This is a genomic window from Streptomyces termitum (assembly GCF_014650175.1).
GTDB classification, from domain to species: domain Bacteria; phylum Actinomycetota; class Actinomycetes; order Streptomycetales; family Streptomycetaceae; genus Streptomyces; species Streptomyces termitum.
The window spans coordinates 81,915-105,159 of the sequence record NZ_BMUL01000009.1 but is presented as its reverse complement, the minus strand read 5'-3'; the positions used below and the strand labels follow the sequence as shown (position 1 = coordinate 105,159).

22 protein-coding genes are annotated in these 23,245 nt (G+C 74.5%); 11 read left to right on the top strand and 11 right to left on the bottom strand.

Annotated features, from left to right (window positions below; translation table 11 throughout):
* Positions 1-158: 158 nt before the first annotated feature.
* Together gadC and IE219_RS18500 are read left to right on the top strand one after the other, a co-directional pair.
* On the top strand, positions 159-1,622 hold the full coding sequence (gene gadC, locus IE219_RS18505; protein ID WP_189978757.1) for a glutamate/gamma-aminobutyrate antiporter GadC: 1,464 nt from the start codon (positions 159-161) through the stop codon (positions 1,620-1,622).
* On the top strand, positions 1,619-2,059 hold the full coding sequence (locus IE219_RS18500) for a hypothetical protein (RefSeq protein WP_189978755.1): 441 nt from the start codon (positions 1,619-1,621) through the stop codon (positions 2,057-2,059). The genes gadC and IE219_RS18500 overlap by 4 nt, the downstream gene beginning before the upstream one ends.
* 10 nt (positions 2,060-2,069) lie before the next feature.
* Here the strand turns inward: IE219_RS18500 and IE219_RS18495 are convergent, their stop codons facing one another.
* The gene (locus IE219_RS18495; RefSeq protein WP_189978754.1) at positions 2,070-2,885 is read right to left on the bottom strand and encodes a polysaccharide deacetylase family protein; all 816 of its coding nucleotides are present in this window, start codon (positions 2,883-2,885) and stop codon (positions 2,070-2,072) included.
* Between the two features lie 233 nt (positions 2,886-3,118).
* On the opposite strand from IE219_RS18495, the gene IE219_RS18490 reads away from it, so the two are divergent.
* The 3 genes from IE219_RS18490 (at position 3,119) to IE219_RS18480 (ending at position 6,645) form a co-directional block, all read left to right on the top strand.
* Positions 3,119-4,921 (top strand): ATP-binding SpoIIE family protein phosphatase, encoded by a 1,803-nt coding sequence (locus IE219_RS18490; RefSeq protein WP_189978752.1) that lies wholly within the window; start codon positions 3,119-3,121, stop codon positions 4,919-4,921.
* 122 nt (positions 4,922-5,043) lie between these two features.
* The gene (locus IE219_RS18485; RefSeq protein ID WP_189978749.1) at positions 5,044-6,237 is read left to right on the top strand and encodes a PP2C family protein-serine/threonine phosphatase; all 1,194 of its coding nucleotides are present in this window, start codon (positions 5,044-5,046) and stop codon (positions 6,235-6,237) included.
* Positions 6,238-6,246: 9 nt separating this feature from the next.
* Positions 6,247-6,645 (top strand): hypothetical protein, encoded by a 399-nt coding sequence (locus tag IE219_RS18480; RefSeq protein ID WP_189978747.1) that lies wholly within the window; start codon positions 6,247-6,249, stop codon positions 6,643-6,645.
* Between the two features lie 39 nt (positions 6,646-6,684).
* On the opposite strand, the gene IE219_RS18475 is transcribed toward IE219_RS18480, so the two are convergent.
* Together IE219_RS18475 and IE219_RS18470 are read right to left on the bottom strand one after the other, a co-directional pair.
* Positions 6,685-7,242: a hypothetical protein gene (locus IE219_RS18475; protein ID WP_229849847.1), complete on the bottom strand. Its 558-nt coding sequence runs from the start codon at positions 7,240-7,242 to the stop codon at positions 6,685-6,687.
* A 146-nt stretch (positions 7,243-7,388) separates the two neighbouring features.
* Positions 7,389-7,877, bottom strand: coding sequence for a DUF1707 SHOCT-like domain-containing protein (locus tag IE219_RS18470; RefSeq protein WP_229849870.1), 489 nt, complete (start codon positions 7,875-7,877; stop codon positions 7,389-7,391).
* Between the two features lie 53 nt (positions 7,878-7,930).
* Here IE219_RS18470 and IE219_RS18465 point away from each other — a divergent pair, with 53 nt between their 5' ends.
* Entirely contained in the window at positions 7,931-8,509 is a 579-nt protein-coding gene (locus IE219_RS18465) for a TetR/AcrR family transcriptional regulator (RefSeq protein ID WP_189978745.1), read from the top strand.
* Here IE219_RS18465 and IE219_RS18460 read toward each other — a convergent pair.
* The 5 genes from IE219_RS18460 to IE219_RS18440 form a co-directional block, all read right to left on the bottom strand.
* Positions 8,484-9,113, bottom strand: coding sequence for a TOPRIM nucleotidyl transferase/hydrolase domain-containing protein (locus IE219_RS18460; protein ID WP_189978743.1), 630 nt, complete (start codon positions 9,111-9,113; stop codon positions 8,484-8,486). The two genes, IE219_RS18465 and IE219_RS18460, sit on opposite strands and share 26 nt — an antisense overlap.
* A gap of 62 nt (positions 9,114-9,175) precedes the next feature.
* On the bottom strand, positions 9,176-9,664 hold the full coding sequence (locus IE219_RS18455; RefSeq protein ID WP_229849846.1) for a hypothetical protein: 489 nt from the start codon (positions 9,662-9,664) through the stop codon (positions 9,176-9,178).
* A 98-nt stretch (positions 9,665-9,762) separates the two neighbouring features.
* Positions 9,763-10,050, bottom strand: coding sequence for a hypothetical protein (locus IE219_RS18450; protein ID WP_189978741.1), 288 nt, complete (start codon positions 10,048-10,050; stop codon positions 9,763-9,765).
* 182 nt (positions 10,051-10,232) lie between these two features.
* Positions 10,233-12,062, bottom strand: a complete 1,830-nt coding sequence (locus IE219_RS18445) for an ABC transporter ATP-binding protein (protein ID WP_189978739.1) — start codon at positions 12,060-12,062, stop codon at positions 10,233-10,235.
* A 206-nt stretch (positions 12,063-12,268) separates the two neighbouring features.
* On the bottom strand, positions 12,269-13,084 hold the full coding sequence (locus IE219_RS18440; RefSeq protein WP_189978736.1) for an alpha/beta fold hydrolase: 816 nt from the start codon (positions 13,082-13,084) through the stop codon (positions 12,269-12,271).
* A 254-nt stretch (positions 13,085-13,338) separates the two neighbouring features.
* On the opposite strand from IE219_RS18440, the gene katG reads away from it, so the two are divergent.
* Complete coding sequence (katG, locus tag IE219_RS18435) at positions 13,339-15,528, top strand: catalase/peroxidase HPI (RefSeq protein WP_189978733.1); 2,190 nt, start codon at positions 13,339-13,341, stop codon at positions 15,526-15,528.
* Positions 15,529-15,621: 93 nt separating this feature from the next.
* Here the strand turns inward: katG and IE219_RS18430 are convergent, their stop codons facing one another.
* The gene (locus IE219_RS18430; RefSeq protein ID WP_189978731.1) at positions 15,622-15,921 is read right to left on the bottom strand and encodes a hypothetical protein; all 300 of its coding nucleotides are present in this window, start codon (positions 15,919-15,921) and stop codon (positions 15,622-15,624) included.
* 356 nt (positions 15,922-16,277) lie between these two features.
* On the opposite strand from IE219_RS18430, the gene IE219_RS18425 reads away from it, so the two are divergent.
* Positions 16,278-18,641 (top strand): DUF8189 domain-containing protein, encoded by a 2,364-nt coding sequence (locus IE219_RS18425; protein WP_229849845.1) that lies wholly within the window; start codon positions 16,278-16,280, stop codon positions 18,639-18,641.
* A 51-nt stretch (positions 18,642-18,692) separates the two neighbouring features.
* Here IE219_RS18425 and IE219_RS18420 read toward each other — a convergent pair whose 3' ends face one another.
* Together IE219_RS18420 and IE219_RS18415 are read right to left on the bottom strand one after the other, a co-directional pair.
* Positions 18,693-19,154, bottom strand: a complete 462-nt coding sequence (locus tag IE219_RS18420; protein WP_189978730.1) for a hemerythrin domain-containing protein — start codon at positions 19,152-19,154, stop codon at positions 18,693-18,695.
* Entirely contained in the window at positions 19,144-19,923 is a 780-nt protein-coding gene (locus IE219_RS18415; RefSeq protein ID WP_229849844.1) for an alpha/beta hydrolase, read from the bottom strand. The genes IE219_RS18420 and IE219_RS18415 overlap by 11 nt, the downstream gene beginning before the upstream one ends.
* Positions 19,924-20,090: 167 nt before the next feature.
* Between IE219_RS18415 and IE219_RS18410 the strand changes: the two genes are divergently transcribed.
* The 3 genes from IE219_RS18410 to IE219_RS18400 all read left to right on the top strand — a co-directional run bounded on the left by IE219_RS18410 (position 20,091) and on the right by IE219_RS18400 (position 23,199).
* A complete protein-coding gene (locus IE219_RS18410; RefSeq protein ID WP_189979118.1) occupies positions 20,091-20,837 on the top strand; it encodes a PIG-L deacetylase family protein in 747 nt (248 codons plus the stop codon).
* A gap of 117 nt (positions 20,838-20,954) precedes the next feature.
* The gene (locus IE219_RS18405) at positions 20,955-21,434 is read left to right on the top strand and encodes a carboxymuconolactone decarboxylase family protein (protein ID WP_189978726.1); all 480 of its coding nucleotides are present in this window, start codon (positions 20,955-20,957) and stop codon (positions 21,432-21,434) included.
* Between the two features lie 151 nt (positions 21,435-21,585).
* The gene (locus IE219_RS18400) at positions 21,586-23,199 is read left to right on the top strand and encodes a SulP family inorganic anion transporter (RefSeq protein WP_189978725.1); all 1,614 of its coding nucleotides are present in this window, start codon (positions 21,586-21,588) and stop codon (positions 23,197-23,199) included.
* The last annotated feature ends 46 nt before the right edge of the window (positions 23,200-23,245 follow it).

Sequence of the window (23,245 nt, the reverse complement as noted above, 5' to 3'; positions counted from 1 at the left end):
CATCTCCCGTCCGGCCGCGCCCGGCATCCGGCGCGGTCCGCCGGGGGCGCCGACCGCGCCCGTGTCACCCGGACGGCCGCCGCCGCCCTGCGTCCGGGCTCGCCGTCGCGGAGGCTGGGGCGGATCCCGCCGTATCCCCGCTCCCCCCGGGAGGGCCCGTGGCATCGATGGACGTCCCCGCCGATCTGCCGAAACCCCGCGCCGCGGCGCGGCCCGCGACCGCGCCACCCACGATCACCTGGGTGACGCTGGCGCTGATGACCACCGCGTCGGTGGCCAGCCTGCGCGCCGCGCCGACGATGGCCGTGTACGGCCTCGCCTGCGTCTTCCTCTACCTGGTGCCGGCCATCGTCTTCCTGCTGCCGACGGCCCTGGTCTCGGCCGAGCTGGCCTCCGGCTGGTCCGGCGGCGTCTACCGGTGGGTGGCCGAGGGTCTGTCGAAGCCGCTGGGCTTCCTCGCGGTGTGGTGCCAGTTCGCGATGACGATCTTCTACTACCCGAGCCTGCTGGCCTTCGTCGCCTCGACGATCGCCTTCGTGATCGATCCCTCGCTCGCCTCGAACGGCCTCTACACGGCCATCGTGATCATGGTCCTGTACTGGACCGGCGTCTGGGTCTCCTCGCGCGGCACGAAGGCGCTGGCGGGCCTGTCCAGCTGGGGCCTGATCATCGGCACGCTGGTGCCCGGCACGGTCCTGGTCGTGCTCGGCATGGTCTTCCTCGGCCAGGGCAACCCCTCGGCGGCCCCGATGGACGGCAGCCACCTGCTCCCGCAGTGGACCGGCCTGGCGAGCCTGGTGCTGATCGTCAACAACTTCCTGTCGTACTCGGGCATGGAGATGAACGCGGTGCACGTCTCCTCGCTGAAGAACCCGGCGAAGGAGTACCCGAAGTCGATGTTCCTGGCGATGGGCCTGGTGCTGCTGATCTTCATCCTGCCCGCGCTCGCCATCAGCTGGGTCGTCCCGGCGGACCAGCTGAGCCTGACGGCCGGCGTGATGCAGGCGTTCGACGCGTTCTTCTCGTACTTCGACGTGGGCTGGATGACGCCGATCGCGGCGATCATGCTGATCTCCGCCTCGCTCGGCGGCATGCTGACCTGGCTGGCGGGCCCGTCGAAGGGCCTGCTGGAGATCTCCCGCAGCGAGGGCTACCTGCCGCCGTTCCTTCAGAAGCTCAACAAGTTCGGCATCCAGCAGAACATCCTGGTCACGCAGGGCGTGGTGACCTCGGTCATCGCCCTCGGCTACGCGCTGCTCCCGAACGTCTCCAGCGTGTACTGGATCTTCTCGACCATCACCACGCAGGTGTACCTGATCGTCTACCTGCTGATGTTCGTCGCGGCGATGCGGCTGCGGAAGCTCAGGCCGGACCACCCGCGCGGCTACCGGGCGCCCGCCCTCGGCCTGATCTGCACGGTGGGCCTGCTGGCCTCGCTCGCGGCCATGTTCATCGGCTTCGTGCCGCCCTCGCAGTTCGGCAGCGGCAGCGTCTGGTCGTACATCCTCATCGTCGGCGGCGGCCTGGTGATCCTCGGCCTGCTCATCCCGTGGGCCTTCCTGAAGCTCCGGAAGCCGCAGTGGCGGACGGCCGCCGCCGGGACCGAGGAGGACTCCGCATGAGCCCGACCCGTTTCGCCTCCGAGCACAAGTGGATCTACTGGGGCGCGATCGCGATCCTGCTGGGGCTGGTGATCACCGGTCTGATCCGGTACAGCGGCTTCAAGCGGACCCAGGAGAGCTCCCGGAAGGCCGACCAGCTCAGCCAGGAGCTGGTCAGGGCCGGCTATTCCGCGCCCGACAAGGACACCGTCGAGCGGCTGCTCGGCACCGACGGCGGCCAGGTCTGCGAGTCCCCCGGCAACGCCCTGAAGAAGGCGCTCTACCGGATCGACCAGCTCTCCAACGGCGCCACCGGCCCCGGGAGCCGCCCGGTCATCGCCGACACGAAGGCCGTCGAGGCCGAGCGGATCGTGCTCCAGGTCTACTGCCCCGACCAGGTCCCGGCCTTCGACCAGGCGGTCGAGGACCTCAAGACCGACGACACCGTACGGCGCTGAGCCGCGGGCGTCACGGCGCGTCGGGAGCGGTGTGGACCGGGAAGCTGAAGGTGCGGCCCTGCTGCTTCAGCCAGGGCAGCACCTCCCGCAGCGCGGTCACGCTCTGCGAGCGGTCGCCGCCGCCGTCGTGGAAGAGGATCGTCGGACCGTTGGACAGCTCGTTCTTGACGGTCCGGACGATCGCGTCGGAACCGGGCCGCTCGAAGTCCTTGGTGTCCACGTTCCAGCCCAGCGGCCGCATCCCGGCGGCGGCGGCGATCCGCCGGCTGTCGGGGGTGAACGCCCCGCCGGGGGCCCGGTAGTACAGCACCGGGGCGCCGTCGGCCGCGTCCTCGATCAGCTTCACCGCGTCGAGGATCTGCGTCTTCTGGTACGCCACGGGCTTGCGGTCCATCGTCGTGTCGTGGGTCATGGTGTGGTCGCAGAGCCGGTGCCCCTCGGCCACCACGCGCTTCACCAGGTCCGGGTACCGCTGCGCCTGCGGCCCGACCATGCAGAAGACGGCCTTGACGTCGTTCTCCTTGAGGATGTCGAGCATCTTCGGCGTCCACCGCGGGTCCGGCCCGTCGTCGATGGTGATGTTGACGGCCCGTCCGCCCGCCTCGGCCGCGTGCGCGATGCCCTCGGGGACCTTGACGGTCGGCTTCGCGGGCCGGTCCGCCCCGCCCTGCTGCTGACCCGGCATCTGCTGGCCGCCCGCCGCTCCCGGCGGGGCGGCCTCCTCACCGCTGCCCACCAGCGCCGTCGCCCCCCATGCCGCCAGACTCAGTCCGACCGCCGATGCCAACACGGCCACGTGCGCGGTGTACTTGCCCCTCAGGCGCATGTGCCCCTCCGATCTCGCGTTCCCTGTCCGGCCCGCACGGCCCCCTCCGGGTCCGTGCGCGGCCACCGGGAGGGAGGACGAACAACACCTCGAACAGGTTTCACTCTTTCGGTGGATGTGACAGAGCTACTGTTCTGCTGCGATTCCGCTGCCGTACGGATGGTGCGCCGGACGGGGTTCCGGTGCAGACTGTGCACCACACTGGTCGAGTTCCCGTATGGAGGCCGGAAAGAGTGAGTGGCGGCAGCGGCGGACGGCGCCTGACCGGCAGGGTCTCGGCCGGACGGACCACGGCGGTGTACCGGTCCGCGGCGGTCCGCGCGCGGCGGCGGCGCGCCGCCGGGGGCGTTCCGCTCGACCGGCATTCCACCGGCGGCCGGCTCGCCTGGCTCAACGCCGCCGGCACCCGCATCGGCACCACCCTGGACCTGGAGCTGACCGCGCGGGAGCTGGCCGAGTTCACCGTGCCCTCCTTCGCCGACGGCGCGGCCGTCGACATCCTGGAGAGCGTGCTGCGTGGCGAGGAGGGCTCGCGCTGGACCGGCAGCGGGGTGCCCCCGATGCGGGCGGTGGCGCTGTCCTCGGTGGAGAGCATGGCCGCCCTGGAGCCGGTGCCGGTCGGCGAGACCTTCGTCCGCGACCAGACGTGGCACGAGACGCTGCTGCACCAGTACTGCCTGCGGCAGGGCAAGCCGGTCCTGGTCGCCCGGATGCGCGAGGGCGACTTCGAACGGGTCTCGCCCTCCGCGAGCGGCGCGGCGAAGATGCGCGCCCTGGGCGTCCACAGCTATCTGGCGGTGCCGCTGATCGCCCGCGGGCTGCTGCTCGGCAGCGCCGACTTCGTCCGGGGGCCGGGCAGCCCGCCGTTCTCCTCCACCGACCTGGCCCTGGCCGAGCAGCTCGCCTCCCGGGCCGCCGTCTTCATCGACAACGCCCGGCTGTACGGCCGGGAGCGCGAGCACGTCGTCACCCTCCAGCGCAGCCTGCTGCCCCGCGCCACCCCGGTGACCCCCGGTCTGCGGGTGCGGGCCGAGTACGCCCCCTCGGCGGCGCGGAACGCGGTGGGCGGCGACTGGTACGACGTCATGTCCCTGCCGGGCGGCCGTACGGCCCTGATGGCGGGCGACGTGATGGGCCACGGACTGCCCGCCGCCGCCACCATGGGCCGGCTGCGGGCCGTCGCCCGGACCCTGATGACCCTCGACATGGCGCCGGAGCGGGTCCTCGCCCGGCTCGACCTCGCCACCCGCGACCTGGAGGACGACCAGGTCGCCACCTTCCTCTGCGCGGTGTACGACCCGGCGGACGGGCGCTGCACCCTGGCCGGTGCCGGGCACCTGCCGCCGCTGCTGCTGGACGGGCGGGGCGGGGCCGAGTTCGTCGCGCTGCCGGCCGGGGCGCCGCTGGGCGCCGGTGTGATCCCGTACGACCCGGTGACGGTGACCGTCCCCGAGGGCGGCGGGCTCGTGCTGTACACCGACGGCCTGGTGAAGGACCGGGGCGCGGACCTGGAGGAGCAGCTGGGGCTGCTGCGGTCGGCGGTGCGGGAGCTGCCGCCGGGCTCCCTGGAGGGCGGCGGGCTGATCGCGGCGGCCCCGGCGGGACCGGGCCGCTTCGACGAGGCGGTGCTGCTCACCGCGCGGACGGTACCGCTGGAGCCGGGGACCGGGCTGCGGGTGTGGCCGCTGTCCGGGGACGGCCGGGCCGCCTCCGAGGCCCGCCGGCTGGTCACCCGGCAGCTCGCCGAGTGGGGCCTGGACGACCTCGCGGACGTGTGCGAGCTGGTGGTGTCCGAGCTGGTCGGCAACGCCCTGCGGTACGGCAACGGCCCCGGCGAGCTGCGGCTGCTGCGCGGCGAGCGGCTGGTGGTCGAGGTGTCGGACACCGGCCCCGACCTGCCGCAGATCCAGCACGCCGACCTGAGCGACGAGGGCGGCCGGGGGCTCCAGCTGGTCAACATGCTCTGCCGCCGGTGGGGCTCCTGCCGCACCTCCGGCGGCAAGGTGGTGTGGGCCGAGCAGAACCTCCCCTCCTGACGCGTCCGGCGGGACCGGGGCCGTACGTCACCGGCGGCCGGGACGTACGGCCCTGCCGTCCGTCCGTCCGGCTCGGGCAGGGTGGCCGGTGAAGGCAGCCGCGATCCGACCGAGGGAGAGTCATGTCCGCGGACCCCACCGTGCCCGTCCGCCCCTCCGGCCCCGCCGCCCGCTCCGCGCACCGCGCGGAGCTCCGGTACGCGATCGGGCGGGTGCTGCCCTTCCTGGTGATCGTGCTCGCGACCCTCGCGGACCTGCTGACCTCTCCGGAGGAGCGGTTCGACCGCTTCCTCATCGCCGCGCCCGCGCTCGCCGCCGCCACCTGGTCCGCCTTCGGGACGGTCCTGATCGGCTCGCTGGCCATGGCGACCACGGCGCTGCTCACCGTCCGCGACGGCAATCCGTACCCCACCCTGGTCGCCGGGCAGGCGGTGCTGGCCGTCGTCATCCTCGCGGCGGGCGTCTCCAGCCACGCCCGGCAGCGCCGCGAGGAGGAGCTGCGCCGGATCAGCGCGGTCGCGGAGGCCGCCCAGTCGGCGGTGCTGCGCCCGCCGCCCGCCCGGCTCGGCACGGTGGGGCTGCGGCTGCTGTACGAGGCGTCCGACGAGGGCGCGCACGTCGGCGGCGACTTCTACAAGGCGCTGAAGGTGCCCGGCGCGGTCCGGATCGTGGTCGGCGACGTCCAGGGCAAGGGGCTGCCGGCGGTCGAGGCGGCGTCGGTGCTGCTCGGCTCCTTCCGGGAGGCCGCGTACACGGCGCCGGACCTGCCCGCGCTCGCCCGGCGGCTGGAGACCAGCATGGCGCGGTACGCGGAGCGGGCGCCGGAGTCGGAGGGGGCGGACCGGTTCGCGACGGTGCTGCTGGCCGAGGTCCCCGACGACCGGCCGGTGATCCGGCTGCTCAGCTGCGGGCATCCGGCGCCGCTGGTGCAGCGGGGCCGGACGGTGTCGGCGGTCGAGCTCTCCGCGCCGTCGGTGCCGGTGCACCTGCCGGTGCCGGTGGACGCGGCGTTCACCGTGGAGGAGGTGCCGTTCGGGGCCGGGGACCGGCTGCTGATGGTCACCGACGGCGTCACCGAGACCCGGGACGGCGGCGGGGCGTTCTATCCGCTGGAGCAGCGGCTGCGGGACTGGGCCGGGGAGCCGGCCGACCTCATCCCGGGCCTGCTGCGGGAGGACCTGGAGCGGTTCGGCGCCCACGGCCTGGACGACGACACCACGGCCCTGCTGGTGGTGCGGGAGGCGGTCGGGGCCCCGGCGGACCGGACCCCGGCGCCGCGGACGGCCGCCGTCCGGTCCGCCGGGGCCCCGTGCTAAGAAGGTCCGATGACGCTCACACGGGGGCTGCGGGTACGCCTGGCGGTCGATCTGAGGGTGGCCGGCGCGGTCACCGTGGCCGGCGACCCGGCCGGGGCTCCGGCGGAGGTGGCCGGGGCGCTGCTGCTGGGCGCCGGGGCGGAGGGGGTCGTGGAGCGGGTCGACGCGCCGGACGAGCCGGTGCCGGACCCGGAGGCGGCCGAGTACGAGCGGCTGTCCTCGCTGCTGGAATCCTTCGGCGCCCAGATGCCGGCGGCGAGCCGGGAGCGGCTGGCGGAGCAGGTGCGGGCGCTGGAGCCGGCGTGGGCCGCGTTCCGCGCGCGGCGGCCGGTCGTCACGGCCCGGGTCCGGCTCGACGGCGGCCTGGTCCTCGACCGGGTGCGCGAGGACGTCCTCTCCCCCGTGTGACCTTCCCCGGTACGGCTGCCGGGGGCGGCGCGGTCCGGGTCAGTACCGGCCGCCGCCGCCCGTGCGGTTGCCGCGCCCGCCGCCCCGGCGGCCCCGGCGGGGCGGGCGCGCGGCCCCGGGCTCGGCGGCACCCGCGTCCTCCGGGGAGGAGAACAGCGCGGGCACGGCGGGGGTAGGGGCGGCGCCACCCGGCGCGGTCCTCGGCTCCGGCACCCGCTCGGGGCGGGGCCCGGCGGGGTCGGCCGCGCGGGCCACGACCCGGGCGTGGGTGATCAGCGGGGCGCAGCCCGCGCAGATCTCGGCGAGCGTCCACACCTCGCCGATCGCCGGATTGTGGATGAGGACGAGCAGGGTCCGCCCCGCGCAGAGGGCGCGGGCCCGGTGGTGCCGGCATCCGGCGCCGCCGCAGGCGCAGGCGGCGTTCGGGCGCGGGGTCGCCAGGCGGGCGTGGGCCCGTACGTGCTCGGCGGCGAAGGCCCGCAGCGCGCGGACGTCCTTGGAGCGCTCGGGCATGCGGCAGCCGGGGGTCGTACAGCTGACCCGCGCCGAGTGGTCGGGGTGGCCGGTGAGGCGAATCGTCCAGGTCCTGCCTGGCACACGGGGTCCGAGAGGCATGCTCAAGGCGCACGGGTCCGTTCGGGAGAGGGGGTGTTCGCTCTCTGTTTACCCCGAAGCCCGGGCTCCGACGCGTCCCCCCGACCCGTGTCCCGTTCCTTCCGGTCCCCGCCTCCGCCGGACAGTCCCTAGCCCTGGTCCTCGTCCTCGCCGCGCCGGATGGAGCGGGCGACCAGGACGGCGCCCCAGATGCCGAGCACGCTGATGGGCCAGTAGAAGTGGAACTCGCCGTCGCGGATGCCGTTCACGCCCCAGATCGCGGTCAGGATGACGGCGACGGAGGCCCAGCGGCGCCATTCGGCGAGCCGGGAGGCCCGCCGTCCCCGGGCCAGCTCCTCGCGTCCCGGCCGCAGGGCGGGCAGGTCGGCGGTGAGGACGGCGAGGTCGGCGGCGGTGCGGGCGCGCAGGGCGGCCTCGGTCCGTTCGGCGTGTTCCTGCGGGTCGAGGCGGCCCTCGGCGAGGGCGGCGGCGAGAACGCCGAGGGCGACGTCCCGCTCCCGGTCGGAGACGCGCAGGGCGGGCTTCGCCTCCTCCGCCTTCCGCTCGGGCTTCTTGCCGAAGTCCACGGGCCGGTCGGCCGGCTGGTCGGGCAGGTGCTCCATGGCGCGTTCCCCCATCTCGTCCACTCACTTTAGAATACGACCGTATCCCGGAAATGTGGAGGGTGACGATGCCCAGGAGCGTCGACCGGCCGGAGCAGCGCCGCCAGATCGGGGCCGCCCTGCTCCGCCTCGCCGCCGAGGAGGGGCTGTCCCGGGTCAGCGTGCGCACCGTGGCGGCGGCCAGCGGCCGCTCCCCCGGCGCCGTCCAGAAGTACTTCCGCACCAAGGAGGAGCTGCTGCTGTTCGCCGCGAAGCTCGCCGGGGAGCGGACCGAGCGGCGGATCGCCTCGGTGGACCCCGGCCTGCCGCCGCGCGAGACGCTGCGCGCGCTGCTGCTCACCACCCTGCCGCTGGACGAGGAGCGGCGCGCCGAGGCCACCGCCCAGCTGTCCTTCGCCGTCCACGCCGCCCACCACCCCCGGCTCGCCGAGACGCGGCGGCGGATCGACCGGGAGGTGCGCGAGGCGCTGGCCCGGCGGCTCGGCGCGGCGGGCTGCCCCGAGCCCGGGGCCACCGCCGACGCGCTGATCGCGGTGAGCGACGGGCTCGCCCTGCGCCTGCTCTACGCCCCCGGGGAGCGCGCGGCCCTGCTCGCCGCGCTGGACCGGGCGGTGGACGCGCTCACGGCCCGGCCGGCAGGGAGTTGAGCAGTCCGTCCAGCGGGGCGGGCACGGGGGCGGTGCCGAGGCCCTCGACGAGGACCCGGCCGTAGCGGATCTTCCGTCCCGAGGTGGTGCCGAGGAAGCGGCGCATGCGCTGCCGGGGGCCGCGGTCCCGCTGGGCCGGCTGGTGCAGGAAGGTCCGCAGAGCGCGCCCCTCCCCCTGGGCCTCGACCAGCTCCTCGACCCGGGGCACGCCGAGGGCCCGGATCAGCTCGTCCTCCAGGTCGGCGACGCAGACGAAGAAGGCGTCCGGGTCGGCCCCGGCGCGGGCCAGGCCCTGGGCGTAGTGGTCGCGCTCGGCCTCGTCGCAGAGGCCGGTGAGGCGCAGTCCGAGGCCGGGCGGGCCGAGCAGCCGGGCGTGGCGGGCGGCGTTGGTGGCGCCGTCCATCGACAGGACGCAGACGCCCTCGGCGGCGAGGTCCCGGCCGCGCCGGGCGGCCAGCGCCTCGACGGCGGCGACGTCGCTGCGTCCTTCGAGGAGCACCGCGGTGCGCACGGGCAGGCGGGCGGCCAGGTCGCGGGCGGGGCCGCCGGGTCCGCCGGCCGCCCATGCCGCGACCGCGGCCCGGAATTCGTCCATGTCGGTCATGGCAGGAGTCTGGGGGTCCGGCGGTCCGGGCGACAGCGGTTTTCCGCGCCGGGGCGGGCGGGTCAGTAGCGCAGGGCGGTGCCGACCGAGGGGGTGACGGTGCCGGAGAGCTTGTGGGTGCTGCGGGCGGTGCCGTCCTTGCTCTGGCCGCCCGGCACGTCGGAGACGGTGACGACGACGGTGTCGAGCAGTTTCCCGTCGCCGTCCTTGAACTCGACCTGGACCGCGAAGGACCGGGTGGAGCCGTCGGTGTTGCGGACGGTGAGCGGGACGGTGGTGCGGCCGTCGGCGTCGGTGGCGGCGTCGCCCAGCTTCACCTCGTCGCGGGCGTCGACGCCGTCCTTGATCTCGGAGAGCTGCTTCTCCGCCTTGTCGGCGGCCTCGGAGGCGGCGTCCGAGACGCCCTGCGCGGCGGAGGCGGCGGCGGACGCGGCCTCGCTGGCCGCGCCCGAGACCGGGTTGTCCCCGTCGTCCGAGCAGCCGGCCGTCCCCATCAGGACGGCTCCCGCCAGCAGTCCGCCGGCGGCGGTCCGTGCCCAGCTTCCGGTCATGTCGTCGCTCCCTCGCGCCCGGGTGGTGGTCCGCGCCCAGTCAACGGCGGCGGTCCGCGCGCCGCACGCCGGGCGGGGCCGTTCGGCGGAGGTGCCGCTCAGCCCGCGAGGGCGCGGGCGGCCGGGCGGTCGGGCGGGGCGGGGGCGGGGCCGACGACGGTGAGGGGGATGCGGACGTTCTCGCAGAAGCGGCGGACCCGGGAGAGCACGCTGAGGGAGGCGGGCGAGGGGTCGGCGGTGGAGAGCTGGACCCGGACGAGCCGGGGGCGGTGCGCGTGGGCGAGGTGCTGGGCCTCCAGGTCGGCCGCGGAGCGGCTGGTGAGCGCGAGGTCGCCGGGGAGGGACAGGTGGAGGACGCCCTCCTCGAAGGCGTGACCGATGAGCATGGCCGCCTCCCTTCCGTCGTGCGCCGCCCCGCCGGCCCGGGTGGGGCGGCGGGGCGGCCGGTTTCCGTCAAGGCGTGGTGCCGGGCGCGCTGGGTCCAGGCTGGCAGACGCGCAGCGTGTTCGCACCCGCACGGTGCGCGGCCCGTGCGGCGGGATCAGCGCGGCGGGCCGGTGCGACGGGGTCAGTGCGACAGGGTGGCCTCCGGTCCGGTGCGGTCCTCGGGGGTGCCGTCGAGGAAGCCGCCGGACTGGTGCCGCCACAGCTTGGCGTAGGCGCCGTCGGCGGTGAGCAGTTCCTGGTGGCTGCCCTGTTCGACGATCCGGCCCCGGTCGAGGACGACGAGCCGGTCCATGCCGGCCACGGTGCTGAGCCGGTGGGCGACGACGAGGGCGGTGCGGTCCTCCATGAGCCGCCACAGGGCGTCCTGGACGAGGAGTTCGCTCTCGGAATCGAGGGCGCTGGTGGCCTCGTCGAGGAGGAGGATCGGCGCGTCGCGCAGGATGGCGCGGGCGAGCGCGACGCGCTGCCGCTGGCCGCCGGAGAGCTTGACGCCGCGCTCGCCGACGAGGGTGTCGAAGCCCTCGGGGAGGGCGTCGGCGAACTCAGTGACGTGGGCGGCCTCGGCGGCCCGCCGGATGTCGGCCTCGGTGGCGTCGGGCCGGGCGAAGGCGATGTTCTCCCGCAGGGTGCGGTGGAACATGGCCGGATCCTGCGGTACGTAGCCGATCAGGCTCCTCAGGTCGCCCTGGCGCAGCCGGCTGATGTCCTGGCCGCCGACGAGGATGCGGCCGCCGTCGATGTCGGCCATCCGCAGCAGCAGCCGGGTCAGGGTGGTCTTGCCGCCGCCGGAGCGGCCGACGAAGCCGATCCGGGTGCCGGCGGGCACGTCCAGGTCGAGGCCCTCGAAGAGGGGGGCGGAGCCCTTGTGGGCGAAGCTCACCTTCTCGAAGCGGACCTCGCCGCTGCGGCCGCTCAGCGGTTCGGGCTCGGGCGGGTCGAGCACGGCGGGCGGTTCGAGGAGGAGTTCGGTGAACTGGGCCGCCTCGGTGACGGAGCTCTCCAGCCGCCGGTAGATCTGGTTGAACTCGAACATGATGCGGGTGGCGTTGGCGTAGTACGTGAAGGCCACGACGACCGCCTCGACGCCCCGGTCCCCCGCGCCGAGGAGCAGCGCGAGGATCAGGCCGAGCACGTTGGTGAGGACGGAGAGCGGGGCGATGACCGTGTCGATGCGGAGGTTGCCGTAGTCCCAGGAGCGCAGGCTGATCCGGCGCGACTCGGCGATCCGCGTCCGGTGCTCGGCGGCCTCGCGCCGCTCGGCGGCGAAGGCGCGGACGGTGTCCATGTTCGTCAGCACGTCGGCGATGTGGCCGGAGACGCGGGCGATGGCCTGTTCGCGTTCGGCGACGATGAGCCGGCGGCGGCGGATGAGCGGCAGCACCACCACGGCGGTGAAGACGATCATCACGAGCAGTCCGGCGACGAGCAGTGGGTCGTACTGCCACAGGACGACGGAGGCGAAGAGCAGGGGGACGACGCTGCCGACGATCTGGAAGGTCAGCGTGTCGACGACGTCCTCGAACCGCTGGGAGAAGCTGATGACCCGCTTGGTGAGGGAGCCGGCGAAGTTGTCGTGGAAGAAGGAGGTGTCCTTGGCGAGGAGTTCGTCCATGCCGCGGACGTAGAGGTGCTCGATCCCGTAGGCGTCGAGCCGGTTGAGGCAGTGGAGGCCGATCCGCCAGAGGACCTCGCCGAGGAGCAGGACGCCGGCGAGGACGAGGGCGTGCGGCATGATCTCGGGGAGCGTGGTGCCGCCGCCCCCGGCGACCCGGCCGACGAGCCGGGCGACGACGAGCGGGGCGAGGTACAGGATGCAGATGTTGCCGAGGGCGGGCAGGAGCAGGGCCGGTACCGCCGTCCGCCGCAGCCGGGCCAGTTCTCCCCCGTAGTAGCGCAGGGCGAGCCGGACGGGGCCCCGGCCCGGCCCGCCGCGTCGTTCCGAGATAGCCATAGGACCTTCCGTCGCCTCGCTGGTACGTACGGTGACGGAGTGTGGCGCAGGGTAGCAGTACGGGTCCAAGGGTTTTCCGGCCTTTCCCGGCCGTCCCTGGCGTGTCCGCCGCGCTTCCGGGGCCTTGGGCGGGGCCGGTCAGCCGCGCTTCCGGGGCCTTGGGCCGGGCCGGTCAGCCGTGCTTCCAGGGCCTTGGGCCGGGCCGGTCAGCCGCGCGGGGCGGCGGCGAAGGCGGTGAGTTCGCGCGCGACCCGCTCGGGGTCCTCCCCGTACAGGAGGTGGCCCGCGCCCTCGTGGACGAGGAGGCGGGAGTCGGGGACGGCGTCGAGGATCAGCTGCTGGTCGGCGCGGGTGAGGAGCGGGTCGCGGTCGCCCCAGACGACGAGGGTGGGGACGAGGATGCCGGTCAGGGTGGCCGCGAGGTCGGTCTCCAGGAGCCCGCGCAGGGTCTCGCGCCAGACCCGGGCGGGCAGCTTCATGCTCTCCTCGACGAGGGTCTCCAGGTGGCCGGGGGCGACCCGGCCGGCCAGCGGGCCGCGGACGAAGCCCTCGACGAACGCCCGGTCGACGGGGTCCTCCAGGGTCCGGACGGTCTCCCACAGGGCGGTGGCGGCGGGCTTGTCGGCGAGCAGGGCCGGGGTGCCGAGGAGGACGAGTCCGGCGACCCGGTCGGGCCGGCGGCCGGCCACGAGGCGGGCCGGGACGCCGCCGCTCGATCCGCCGACGAGGACGGCCCGCTCGATGCCGAGGTGGTCGAGGAGGGCGACGAGGTCGTCGGCGAAGTCCTCGGGGAGGTAGCCCTCCTCGGGGGCGTCCGCGTCGCCGTGGCCGCGCTGGGTGGGGGCGTAGGCGCGGACCGCGGCGGGCAGCGCGCGCAGCACCGGTTCGAAGGCCCACCAGGAGTCGGCGTAGCCGTGGACGAGGACGAGCGGCGGCCCGTCGCCGGACCGGCCGGTCCGCGCGTAGGGGAGGTCGGGGCGCCCGCCGCCGAGGACGGCGCGGTGCGCGGTGACGCCGGCCATCGGGACCCTCGCCTTCCTCGTCCCCCCGCGTGCTTCTACGGACCGCGGACCTCCTCAGCGTAGGGAGCCCTTTCCGGGGGCTCAACAGGAGCGCTTCCTTCTGTGTCAAAAGGCTTTTCCGGGGATTTCCGCGCGGCCCGGTCCTGCGTGTTCGCGTGGCCGGACGGACCGGGGTGCGCGACCATACGGACGCGTCGTCACGGAAATCCCGGCCGACGGCGGGAAAGACCGAGCACACAGGAAGAAGGCCGTACGTGACCGGCAGTGAGAGCGAGAACCCCGCGATTCCTTCCCCCAGCCCCGTGCCGACCCGTCCCCGCACCAACCGGGACTGGTGGCCGAACCAGCTGGACCTCCAGGTGCTCCATCGGAACGACCCCCAGGCCGATCCGCTGGACGAGGGCTTCGACTATCCGAAGGAGTTCGCGAAGCTCGACGTCGAGGAGCTGAAGCGGGACGTCATCGCCGTGATGACGGATTCGCAGGAATGGTGGCCGGCCGACTACGGGCACTACGGTCCGCTTTTCATCCGGATGAGCTGGCATTCGGCGGGGACGTATCGCATCGCCGACGGCCGGGGCGGCGGCGGGCGCGGCGCGCAGCGATTCGCGCCGCTGAACAGCTGGCCGGACAATGCGAGCCTGGACAAGGCGCGCAGGCTGCTGTGGCCGGTCAAGCAGAAGTACGGGCAGAAGATCTCCTGGGCCGATCTGCTGGTTTTCGCGGGAAACTGCGCGATGGAATCCATGGGGTTCAGGACCTTCGGATTCGGATTCGGCCGGGAGGACGTCTGGGAGCCGGAGGAGATCTTCTGGGGCCCGGAGGACACCTGGCTGGGCGACGAGCGCTACAGCGGCGACCGGGAGCTGTCGGGGCCGCTCGGCGCGGTCCAGATGGGCCTCATCTACGTCAACCCGGAGGGCCCGAACGGCAACCCGGACCCGCTCGCGGCGGCCCGCGACATCCGCGAGACCTTCGGCCGGATGGCGATGGACGACGAGGAGACGGCCGCGCTCATCATCGGCGGCCACACCTTCGGCAAGTGCCACGGCGCCGTGGACCCGGAGTACATCGGCCCGGAGCCGGAGGCGGCCCCGATCGAGCAGCAGGGCCTGGGCTGGCGGAACCGGCACGGCTCCGGCGTCGGCGGCGACGCGCTCACCAGCGGCCTGGAGGGCGCCTGGACCGACCATCCCACCCGGTGGGACAACGGCTTCCTGGACAACCTCTTCGGGTACGAGTGGGAGCTGACCACCTCGCCCGCCGGCGCCCACCAGTGGAAGCCCACCGACCCGGCCGCCGGGGACGCCGTCCCGGACGCGCACGACCCGTCGAAGCGGCACGCCCCGATGATGCTGACGACCGACCTGGCGCTGCGGATGGACCCGGTGTACGGGCCGATCGCGCGCCGCTTCCACGAGCACCCGGACCAGCTGGCGGACGCGTACGCCCGCGCCTGGTACAAGCTGCTGCACCGGGACATGGGCCCGCTGTCGCGCTACCTCGGCCCGTGGGTGCCGGAGCCGCAGCTGTGGCAGGACCCGGTGCCGCCGGTCGACCACCCGCTGGTCTCGGAGGCGGACGCCGCGGCCCTGAAGGAGCGGATCCTCGCCTCGGGCCTGACGGTGCCGCAGCTGGTGACGACCGCCTGGGCGGCGGCGGCGAGCTTCCGGGGCACCGACAGGCGGGGCGGGGCGAACGGGGCGCGGCTGCGGCTCGCCCCGCAGAAGGACTGGGAGGTCAACGACCTGCCGGAGGTGGCGGGGACGATCGCGGCCCTGGACTCTATCCGGGCGGAGTTCGCCGCCGGGCGGAGCGACGGCACGCGGATCTCGCTGGCCGACCTGATCGTGCTGGGCGGCTGCGCGGCGGTGGAGCGGGCGGCGGCGGAGGCGGGGCACCCGGTGGCGGTGCCGTTCGCCCCGGGCCGTACCGACGCCTCGCAGGAGGAGACGGACGTGGAGTCGTTCGCGGTCCTGGAGCCGCGCGCCGACGGCTTCCGCAACTATCTGCGGGGCGGCGAGAAACTGTCGCCGGAGACGCTGCTGCTGGACCGGGCGAGCATGCTGACGCTGACGGCGCCGGAGATGACGGCGCTGGTCGGCGGCATGCGAGCACTCGGCACCGGGCACGGCGGGGTCCGCCACGGCGTGTTCACCGACCGGCCCGGGGTCCTGACCAACGACTTCTTCGTCCACCTGCTGGACATGGGCACCGAGTGGCGGGTCTCGGAGCGCGACGAGAACGTCTACGAGGGCCGGGACCGGGCCACCGGCGAGCCCCGGTGGACGGCGACCGCCGTCGACCTGGTCTTCGGTTCGCACGCGCAGCTGCGGGCCCTGTCGGAGGTGTACGCCTCCCGGGACGGCGGCGGGAAGTTCGTCCGCGACTTCGCGGCCGCGTGGCGGAAGGTGATGGAGCTGGACCGGTACGACCTGCGCTGATCCCGTACGGCTCCGATCCGCTCCGCGCGGAACCGGCGCCCGGACGGCCACGTGGTGACCGTCCGGGCGCCGGTGCGTCGCGGAGGGGTGGGCTCAGGTGGAGACGGCGGGGAGGAGGCCGGTGACGGGCGCCGCCAGGTCGGTGAGCTGGTGGAGCTGGCGGAGCTCGTTGACCCTGCTCAGTCCGGTGAGCTGCTCGCGGACGCCGGGGTAGTCGGCCCGCGCGTCCTCGGGCATGCCGGAGGTGGCGAGGGAGTCGAGCTCGGAGAGCGGGCTGATCGGCTGGCCGAGCGGTCCCGCGGGGGCCGCGACGGCCTGGGAGGCGGCGCCGCCGACGCACACGAAGGCGGCGGCGACGGCGAGGACCGAGGAGATACGTCGAGATGAGGTCACGCCCCCTCAACGGAGCCCCCCGCCATGGGGACACGCCGCACCCGCCCGCGTCCTCCGAACGGGCCACCGGCGCGACGTGCCGGCGGGCGGGAGGGGCGGCCGGGGAGCCGGGTGGGGCCGATGGGGCGGGAGGAGCGGGAGGGGCCGGGCCGGGCGGGAACTCCCGTTCACCGGGCACCCCGTTCAGGTGGTCTCCGCGCACGGCCCTTCCTCGGGGGCGGTGGGCCGCCCCTAGGGTCGTGTGCGCCGTTCGGGCCGGTGAGAGGGGCTTTCCGGGCCCCGGTCGGGTCCCGGGCCCGCGTGACGCGTGACGAACGGGTGGATCCACCGGAAGCAGCCTTCCTCGGAGGTGCGTCATGTCCGAAAGAACCGACAGCCGTCGGCCCCGCGCGGCCTTCCGCCGCGGAGTCGTCCTCCTCGCGGCGGGCGCGGCGCTCGCCGCCTCCCTGCCGGCCGTCTCCGCCGCCGCGCCGACCGCGGCGGGTCGGGGTCCGGCCGTCCGTCCCGCCGCGGCGGCCGCCGAGCCGGAGCCCGCCGGGGCGCCGGTCTCCAGCGTCGCCGCCGACGGGACGGTGACCCTCTTCGCCCGCGCCGGCGACGGCATGGTGCACCGGCGGGTGCGGGACCGGACGGACGGCCGCTGGGGCGCCTGGACGAACACCGAGGGGGCGGTGGTGGGCGATCCGGTGACCGCCCTCAACCTCGACAAGCGGCCGTCCGTCTTCGTCCGCCGGGCCGACGGGCACCTCTGGTACCAGAAGCAGGCGGTGGACGGCGCGTGGGCGGCCTGGGCCGACTTCGGCGCCCCGCCGGGCACGACGGTGGCCGGGGCGCCGGTGGTCGTCGCCGACGACAACACCCTCGAAACCGCCGCCCCGAACGGCGACGGCGTCATCGCGGGCAACACCGACGGACGGCTGGAGCTCTTCGTCCGGGGCGCCGACGACCGGCTGTGGCACCGGGCCCAGAGGTCGCCCAACGGCACGGCCTGGAGCGCGTGGGAGGCGCTGCCCGGCACCTGGGCGGGCAGTCCCGCCGCCGTGGTCGGCGGGGACGGCCGCCTCACCGTCTTCGGCCGCAAGTCCGACGGCCGGCTGAAGGTGACCGCCCAGAAGGAGCGCGGCACCTCGCAGAAACCGCTCCCCTCCGACAACTGGTCGTCCTGGAAGGAGATCGGCACCGGCTTCACCGGCAACGTCACGGTGGCCGCCGACAACGGCACGGCCGGTGTCCTGTTCCAGGTCTTCGGCAACAGGAGCGACGGACGGCTGTGGACGCTCACCCAGTCCGCGCCCGGCACCCCCTCGAAACCGGCCGGCGTGTGGGCCGAGGGCAGGGCGCTGGGCCCGAAGGTGCCCGGACGGCCCGTCGTCGCCCGGCACACCGACGGCCGCCTGGCCGTCTTCGGCATCGACACCGGCGACCGCGTCGTCTACCGGACCCAGTCCAGCCCCGCCGGCAAGAACGATCCCAACGGGGTCTGGCTGGCCGGCTGGCAGCCCCTGGAGGGGACGAAGGCCCGCGCGGTCACGGTGGTCTCCGCGCCCCGCGAGGGCTCGCCCGCCTTCGACGTGTTCGCCGTCGGCAAGGACTCCGACACCCTCTACCAGCGGACGCGCCTTGCGGCGGGGAGCTTCGACGGCAGCCGGAAGGACGTCTGGCTCGACTGGACGGACCTCGCGCCCATCGGCTCCGGCGCCTGCTCGGGCCCCGGCTCCCTGGACTGCCTGACCGTCACGAACAGCGGCCTGAACATGGCCCTGGGCCTGGAGCAGGCCCTCAACCCGGAGAGCTACGTCACCCGCGGCCTCGGCGGCGTCCTGCCCTGGCAGAAGTGGGCCCTGCGGCCGACCGACGACACCGGCGGGGCGGTCGCCCTCGTCAACGTGCGGCACGGCACCTGCCTGGACGACGACGGCTCCGTCGTCTTCCCCTTCCACCTGAAGCTGGCCCCCTGCGATCCGTCGCGCGACTCCCAGCAGTGGACCTTGGAGCCGGTCATGCCCGCGAACGCCGACAAGGAGAAGACGGTCCCCACCGACTTCCGCATCCGTCAGCGCGCCGGCTGGCGCCACTGCCTGACCGCCCTGGCCGAGGACGTCTTCCCGCACGTGGCCAAACGGGTCGAACTCATCGCGTGCGACACCGACTCGGACAACGACCACAACACCTGGAAGCTCGGCAACAACGGCAGCATGCCCCCCGACGTCCTGCGCGTCGTCCTCGACCAGGCCGCCAAGTGGTGCGCGCGGCAGACGGACCGGAAGGGCTGCGTCTTCGTCCCCGTCGGCGAGTCCTCCGCCTACCAGGCCGTCCAGGGCTGTGTGGCCGGGCGGGTGCTCTACAACCAGAGCCCCGACCGCGACGCCACGTACACGCTCGGCTGGACCTCCACCACGGGCACCGAGTTCACCTTCGGCGGCAGCCTCGGCTTCGAGGCCGAGGGGCTGAGCGCCGGGTTCAACGCCTCGATGACCTGGCTGCAGCAGGAATCCGTCACCGAGCAGGCCCAGATCCCGGTACCGCCGAAGCAGTTCGGCTGGATCGAGCTCGGTCCGGTCATGCGCGAGACGGCCGGCTACTGGAAGATCCAGCTGGGCGGCACCTGGACCGTCCCGGGCCGCAACGTCTCCTACGCGAAGGACCGCACCGACGGCGTCGAGACCTTCATCTCCACCAGGACCTCGAAGACGCCCCCGTCGAACGGCCACTGCGGCTGACGAACGGCGTCCCGGCCGCGCCGCCTCGCGCAGGCGCGGCCGGGACGCGGCTCAGTGGATCGGGCCGAAGACCTCGGTGCGGTCGAAGTCGGCGTCCATGTCGTCGAGGACCGCGACCAGTTGCTTCTCCTCGTAGGTGAAGTGCGTCTCCATGACCGCCTCGATGCCGTCCAGGTGACGGTGGGCCACCTCGGGGTCGGTCGAGTCGGCCAGGGCCTTGCGCAGTCCGCCGATGAGGTGCTCGATCATGTTGTGGTCCTGGGTCAGCTTCGCGACCACGGGGGCCAGGTCGGGCCGGGCCCGCAGCAGTTCGGGGAAGAGCGAACCGTCCTCGGCGCGGTGGTGGCCGGACAGGGCGGCGCAGAACCCGTGGCAGAACAGCAGCAGGTCGGTGGCGGCGCCGTCGGGGTCGCCGCCGTCGAGGCCCGCCCGCGCCAGAGCCAGCGCGGTGCGCAACTTGCCGTGGACTTCTCTCAGTTCCCTGCCCCAGGCGGTGATCCGGTCAGTCGACAAGGAAGCCCCCCTGCCGCAGCCAGGCCGCGCAGGCGGTGGTCCAGGACGCGGTGTGCGGCACGTGCGCGACGGACGGGTGCGGTGTGTCGCCGTACGCGACGCCGTCGGCCAGGCCGATGCCGTGGCCGCCGTCCGGGTAGACGTGCAGCTCCACGGGCACGCCCGCGGCGGCCAGCGCCCGGGCCCACTCCAGGGCGTTGGGCAGGCCCGGCGGGTCCTGGGCGGTGGCCCAGACGAACGCCGGGCACACCGACGCGTCCACGTGCCGGGCCGGGGACAGCTCGTCCTTGAGGGGCAGCAGGTCGCCGAGCAGGTGCGCGACCACCGGCGGCGGCACCAGGTCGAAGTCGGCCAGCGCGTAGGCGAGGATCCCGAAGTCCGGCCGGGGCGGGTCGGTGACGCCCTCCTCGACGGACAGGACCCGGCCGGTCATGAGCAGGCCGGCGAGGTGTCCGCCCGCGCTCGACCCGATGACGCCGACCGGGCCGACGTCGAGGCCGTGACCGCCGCCGCGGATGTGCTCCAGGGCGGCCCTGGCGTCTTCGAGCGGGGCGGGGAAGCGCTCCGGCAGCAGCCGGTAGGACAGGACGAAGGCGTGGAGGCCGAGACCCGAGAGCCAGCGCGCGTAGCCTTCGCCCTCGTGCGAGGTCAGTTCCCGGAAGCCGCCGCCGGGCAGGACGAGGACGGCGGGCCGGGGTCCGGAGAACCGGTCCTCGGCGGGGTAGAGCGTGATCTTCTGTTCGATCGGGGTGAAAATGGCCGTAGCCACCTTTCGATACCACGCCTCCATGCCTGACGATCGGTCCGCCACCGGCACGCGACGCTGACCGGAACTATAACCACACGGGCGGAAGGGGCTGTTGGATTTTCCCTCCGCCGGAACGGCTCCCGGAAAGGAACTCCGTGACGGATCCGACGCCCGGTCCCCCCAGCCTGATGGGGATCTTCGCGCACCCCGACGACGAGAGCCTGCTCGCGGGCGGGGTGCTCGCCCAGCACGCCGCCGCCGGGGCCCGTACGGCGGTCGTCACCGCCACCTGGGCGCCGGGCAGCCGCCGCGTCCCCGAGCTGGCCGACGCCCTCGCCGTCCTCGGTGCCGGTGCCCCGCGCCTGCTGGGCTACGGCGACGCCCGTGACCCCGAGGCGGCTCCCGGCGGGACCCGCCTGGTCGACGCGCCCCTCGACGAGGCCGTCGGCCGGCTCGTCGCCCACCTGCGCGACTTCAGGCCCGACGTCGTCGTCACGCACGACGCGGTGGGGCAGCTGACGGGCCACCCCGACCACGTACGGACGCACCGGATCGCCCTGCTGGCGACCGAGGCCGCCGGGCACGCGGGGCTGTATCCCGGGGCGGGGCCGCCGTGGCGGCCGTCCGCCCTGTACGCGGCCACCCATTCCCGGTCGGGCACGGGCCCGCTCGGTCCGCTCCTGGAGGCCGTGGGCAAGAGCGTGCTCGCGGTGGACGACGCGTACGTGACCACCCGTGTCGACGTCATGCCGTGGGTCGGCGTGAAGTGGCGGGCGATCCTCGCGCACCGCGGCGAGGTCGCGCGCGAGCGGCCCCTCCCCGGCGTCTACGCCCGCCTCCCGGAGGCCGAACGCCTCCGGATCCTCCGCTTCGAGGAGTTCACCCGGATCGGTCTCGGCCCGGCGCCGGTCGCGCCGGACCGGCTCACCGTCTGACCTCCACCGGCGGTCCGACGTCCGCCCGAACCAGGTTGTTTGATTTTCAACAAACTCTCGGGGGATGATGGCACCGCGCCACGTGACACGCGCGGGGCGCGGGTGAAGGAGCGGACAGTGAGTGACACCGTGCGGGCCTCCGGCGGGCAGCGGATCTATCTCGACAAGCAGAGTCCGGACGCCTACCGGGCCCTCGTCCGGACCGCCGAGGCCGTGCGGACCACCGCCTCCGAGGCCGGTCTCGACCGGATCCTCGTCGAGCTGGTCAACCTCCGGGTCTCCCAGCTCAACGGCTGCGCCTCCTGCCTCGACGTGCACACCCGCGCCGCGCTCCGCGCCGGCGAGACCACCCGCCGGCTCGGCGTGCTCGCCGCCTGGCGGGACACCGAGCTGTTCACCCCGCGCGAGCGGGCCGCCCTCGCCCTCGCCGAGGCCACCACCCACCCGTCGGACGCGGGCGCCCAGGAGCGGGCCTACGCCGAGGCCCGCGAGGTGCTGGACGACGACGCGCTCTCCGCCGTGATCTGGGTCGCCATCGCCATCAACGCCTTCAACCGGGTGTCGATCCTGAGCAAGCACCCCGTACGCGAGGGCTGACCGCGCGCGAGGGCGGCGGGAACGGCGGAGCCCGGACGGCACGGGCCCGGAGGCGTGAGGGCACACGGGCGGGCTGACGGTAAAGTCCTCGGGTCGCCGGGCTCCCCGGCCGCCGCCTCCCGCCCCCTCCGTACGACAAGGTCGCCCTCCCGTGCCTTCCGCCGCCCCCGTCCCCTCCTCCCCCGTGTCCCGGCCGCGCGGCCCGCTGCCCGACTGGCTGCGGGACCCCCGGGTGTGGCGCACCGAGGTGCTGGCGGGGCTGGTCGTCGCGCTGGCGCTGATCCCGGAGGCCATCGCCTTCTCGGTGATCGCCGGCGTCGATCCGGCGCTCGGCCTCTTCGCCTCGTTCACGATGGCCGTCACCACCGCGATCGTCGGCGGGCGGCGGGCGATGATCTCGGCCGCGACGGGCGCCGTCGCGCTGGTGATCGCGCCCGTCAACCGCGAGCACGGCGTGCAGTTCCTCATCGCCACGGTCATCCTGGCCGGCCTCTTCCAGATCGTCCTGGGGCTCGTGGGGGTGGCGAAACTGATGCGGTTCGTGCCGCGTCCGGTCCTCGTCGGCTCCGTCAACTCGCTGGCCGCCCTCGTCTTCCTGGCCCAGCTGCCCGAGACGCGGAACGTGCCGTGGGCGGTGTACGCGCTGATCGCGGCCGGGATCGTGCTGCTGGTCCTCTTCCCGAGGGTGACGAGGGCGGTGCCCGCGCCGCTGGTCACGATCGCCGTCCTGACCCTGGTCACGGTCGCCGCCGGGATCGCGGTGCCGACCGTCGGCGACCGGGGCGCGCTGCCCACGGCGCTGCCGGTGCCGGGCCTGCCCGACGTGCCGCTCACGCTCGGCACGCTGGCGACGATCGCCCCGTACGCCTTCGCCGTCGCCCTCGTCGGGCTCGTGGAGTCGCTGCTCACCGCGAAGCTCGTCGACGACCTGACGGACACCCCGTCGAACAAGACCCGCGAGTCGGTCGGCCAGGGCGTCGCGAACGTCGTCACCGGGCTGCTCGGCGGCATGGGCGGCTGCGCCGTGATCGGCCAGACGATGATGAACGTGAAGGTGGCCGGCGCCCGCACCCGGCTCTCGACCTTCCTCTCCGGCGTGTTCCTGATGGTGCTGTGCATCGTCCTCGGGCCGGTCGTCTCGAAGATCCCGATGGCCGCGCTGGTGGCGGTCATGGTCATCGTGTCGGTCACCGCCTTCGACTGGCGGTCGGTGGCCCCGGCCACCCTGCGGCGGATGCCGGTCGGGGAGACCGTCGTCATGCTGGTCACCCTGGGCTGCGTGCTGGTCTCCCACAACCTCGCCGTCGGCGTCGTCGTCGGCACGGTCCTGGCGGCGGTCGTCTTCGCCGGGCGGGTGGCCCGGCGGACCGAGGTCACCTCGGTCACCGACCCGGACGGCACGACCGTCGTCCACCGGGTCGGCGGCCAGCTGTTCTTCGGCTCGGCCGAGGAGTTCGCCGACCGCTTCGACCACGCGGGCGACCCGGACCGGGTGGTGATCGACCTCTCCGCCGCGCGGGTCTGGGACACCTCCGCCGTCGCCGCCCTGGACGCGGTCGAGGCGGCCTACGCCCGGCACGGCAAGACCGTCGTGTTCACCGGCCTGGACGCCGCCGGGGCCCGGCTGCGCGCCCGGACCGGGACCCACGCCCCCGTCGGCGCGGACACCGGCCTTCCCCCTGAGACCCGGGGCGCGGCCGGGGACACGGACGGGGGTCCGGCGGAGGGCCGGTCCGAGGACGCGTCCGCCGTGTCGGCGCGCTGACATAGTCTTCGCGGCACCGCGCCCACCGACCGGAGGACCGAGAGCA

Coding starts and splice junctions, on each gene's coding strand:
- IE219_RS18500 (WP_189978755.1), top strand. CDS start 1,619: ATGAGCCCGACCCGTTTCGCCTCCGAGCACAAGTGGATCTACTGGGGC.
- IE219_RS18495 (WP_189978754.1), bottom strand. CDS start 2,885: ATGCGCCTGAGGGGCAAGTACACCGCGCACGTGGCCGTGTTGGCATCG.
- IE219_RS18485 (WP_189978749.1), top strand. CDS start 5,044: ATGTCCGCGGACCCCACCGTGCCCGTCCGCCCCTCCGGCCCCGCCGCC.
- IE219_RS18480 (WP_189978747.1), top strand. CDS start 6,247: ATGACGCTCACACGGGGGCTGCGGGTACGCCTGGCGGTCGATCTGAGG.
- IE219_RS18470 (WP_229849870.1), bottom strand. CDS start 7,877: ATGGGGGAACGCGCCATGGAGCACCTGCCCGACCAGCCGGCCGACCGG.
- IE219_RS18465 (WP_189978745.1), top strand. CDS start 7,931: ATGCCCAGGAGCGTCGACCGGCCGGAGCAGCGCCGCCAGATCGGGGCC.
- IE219_RS18460 (WP_189978743.1), bottom strand. CDS start 9,113: ATGACCGACATGGACGAATTCCGGGCCGCGGTCGCGGCATGGGCGGCC.
- IE219_RS18455 (WP_229849846.1), bottom strand. CDS start 9,664: ATGACCGGAAGCTGGGCACGGACCGCCGCCGGCGGACTGCTGGCGGGA.
- IE219_RS18450 (WP_189978741.1), bottom strand. CDS start 10,050: ATGCTCATCGGTCACGCCTTCGAGGAGGGCGTCCTCCACCTGTCCCTC.
- IE219_RS18445 (WP_189978739.1), bottom strand. CDS start 12,062: ATGGCTATCTCGGAACGACGCGGCGGGCCGGGCCGGGGCCCCGTCCGG.
- IE219_RS18440 (WP_189978736.1), bottom strand. CDS start 13,084: ATGGCCGGCGTCACCGCGCACCGCGCCGTCCTCGGCGGCGGGCGCCCC.
- IE219_RS18425 (WP_229849845.1), top strand. CDS start 16,278: ATGTCCGAAAGAACCGACAGCCGTCGGCCCCGCGCGGCCTTCCGCCGC.
- IE219_RS18410 (WP_189979118.1), top strand. CDS start 20,091: ATGGGGATCTTCGCGCACCCCGACGACGAGAGCCTGCTCGCGGGCGGG.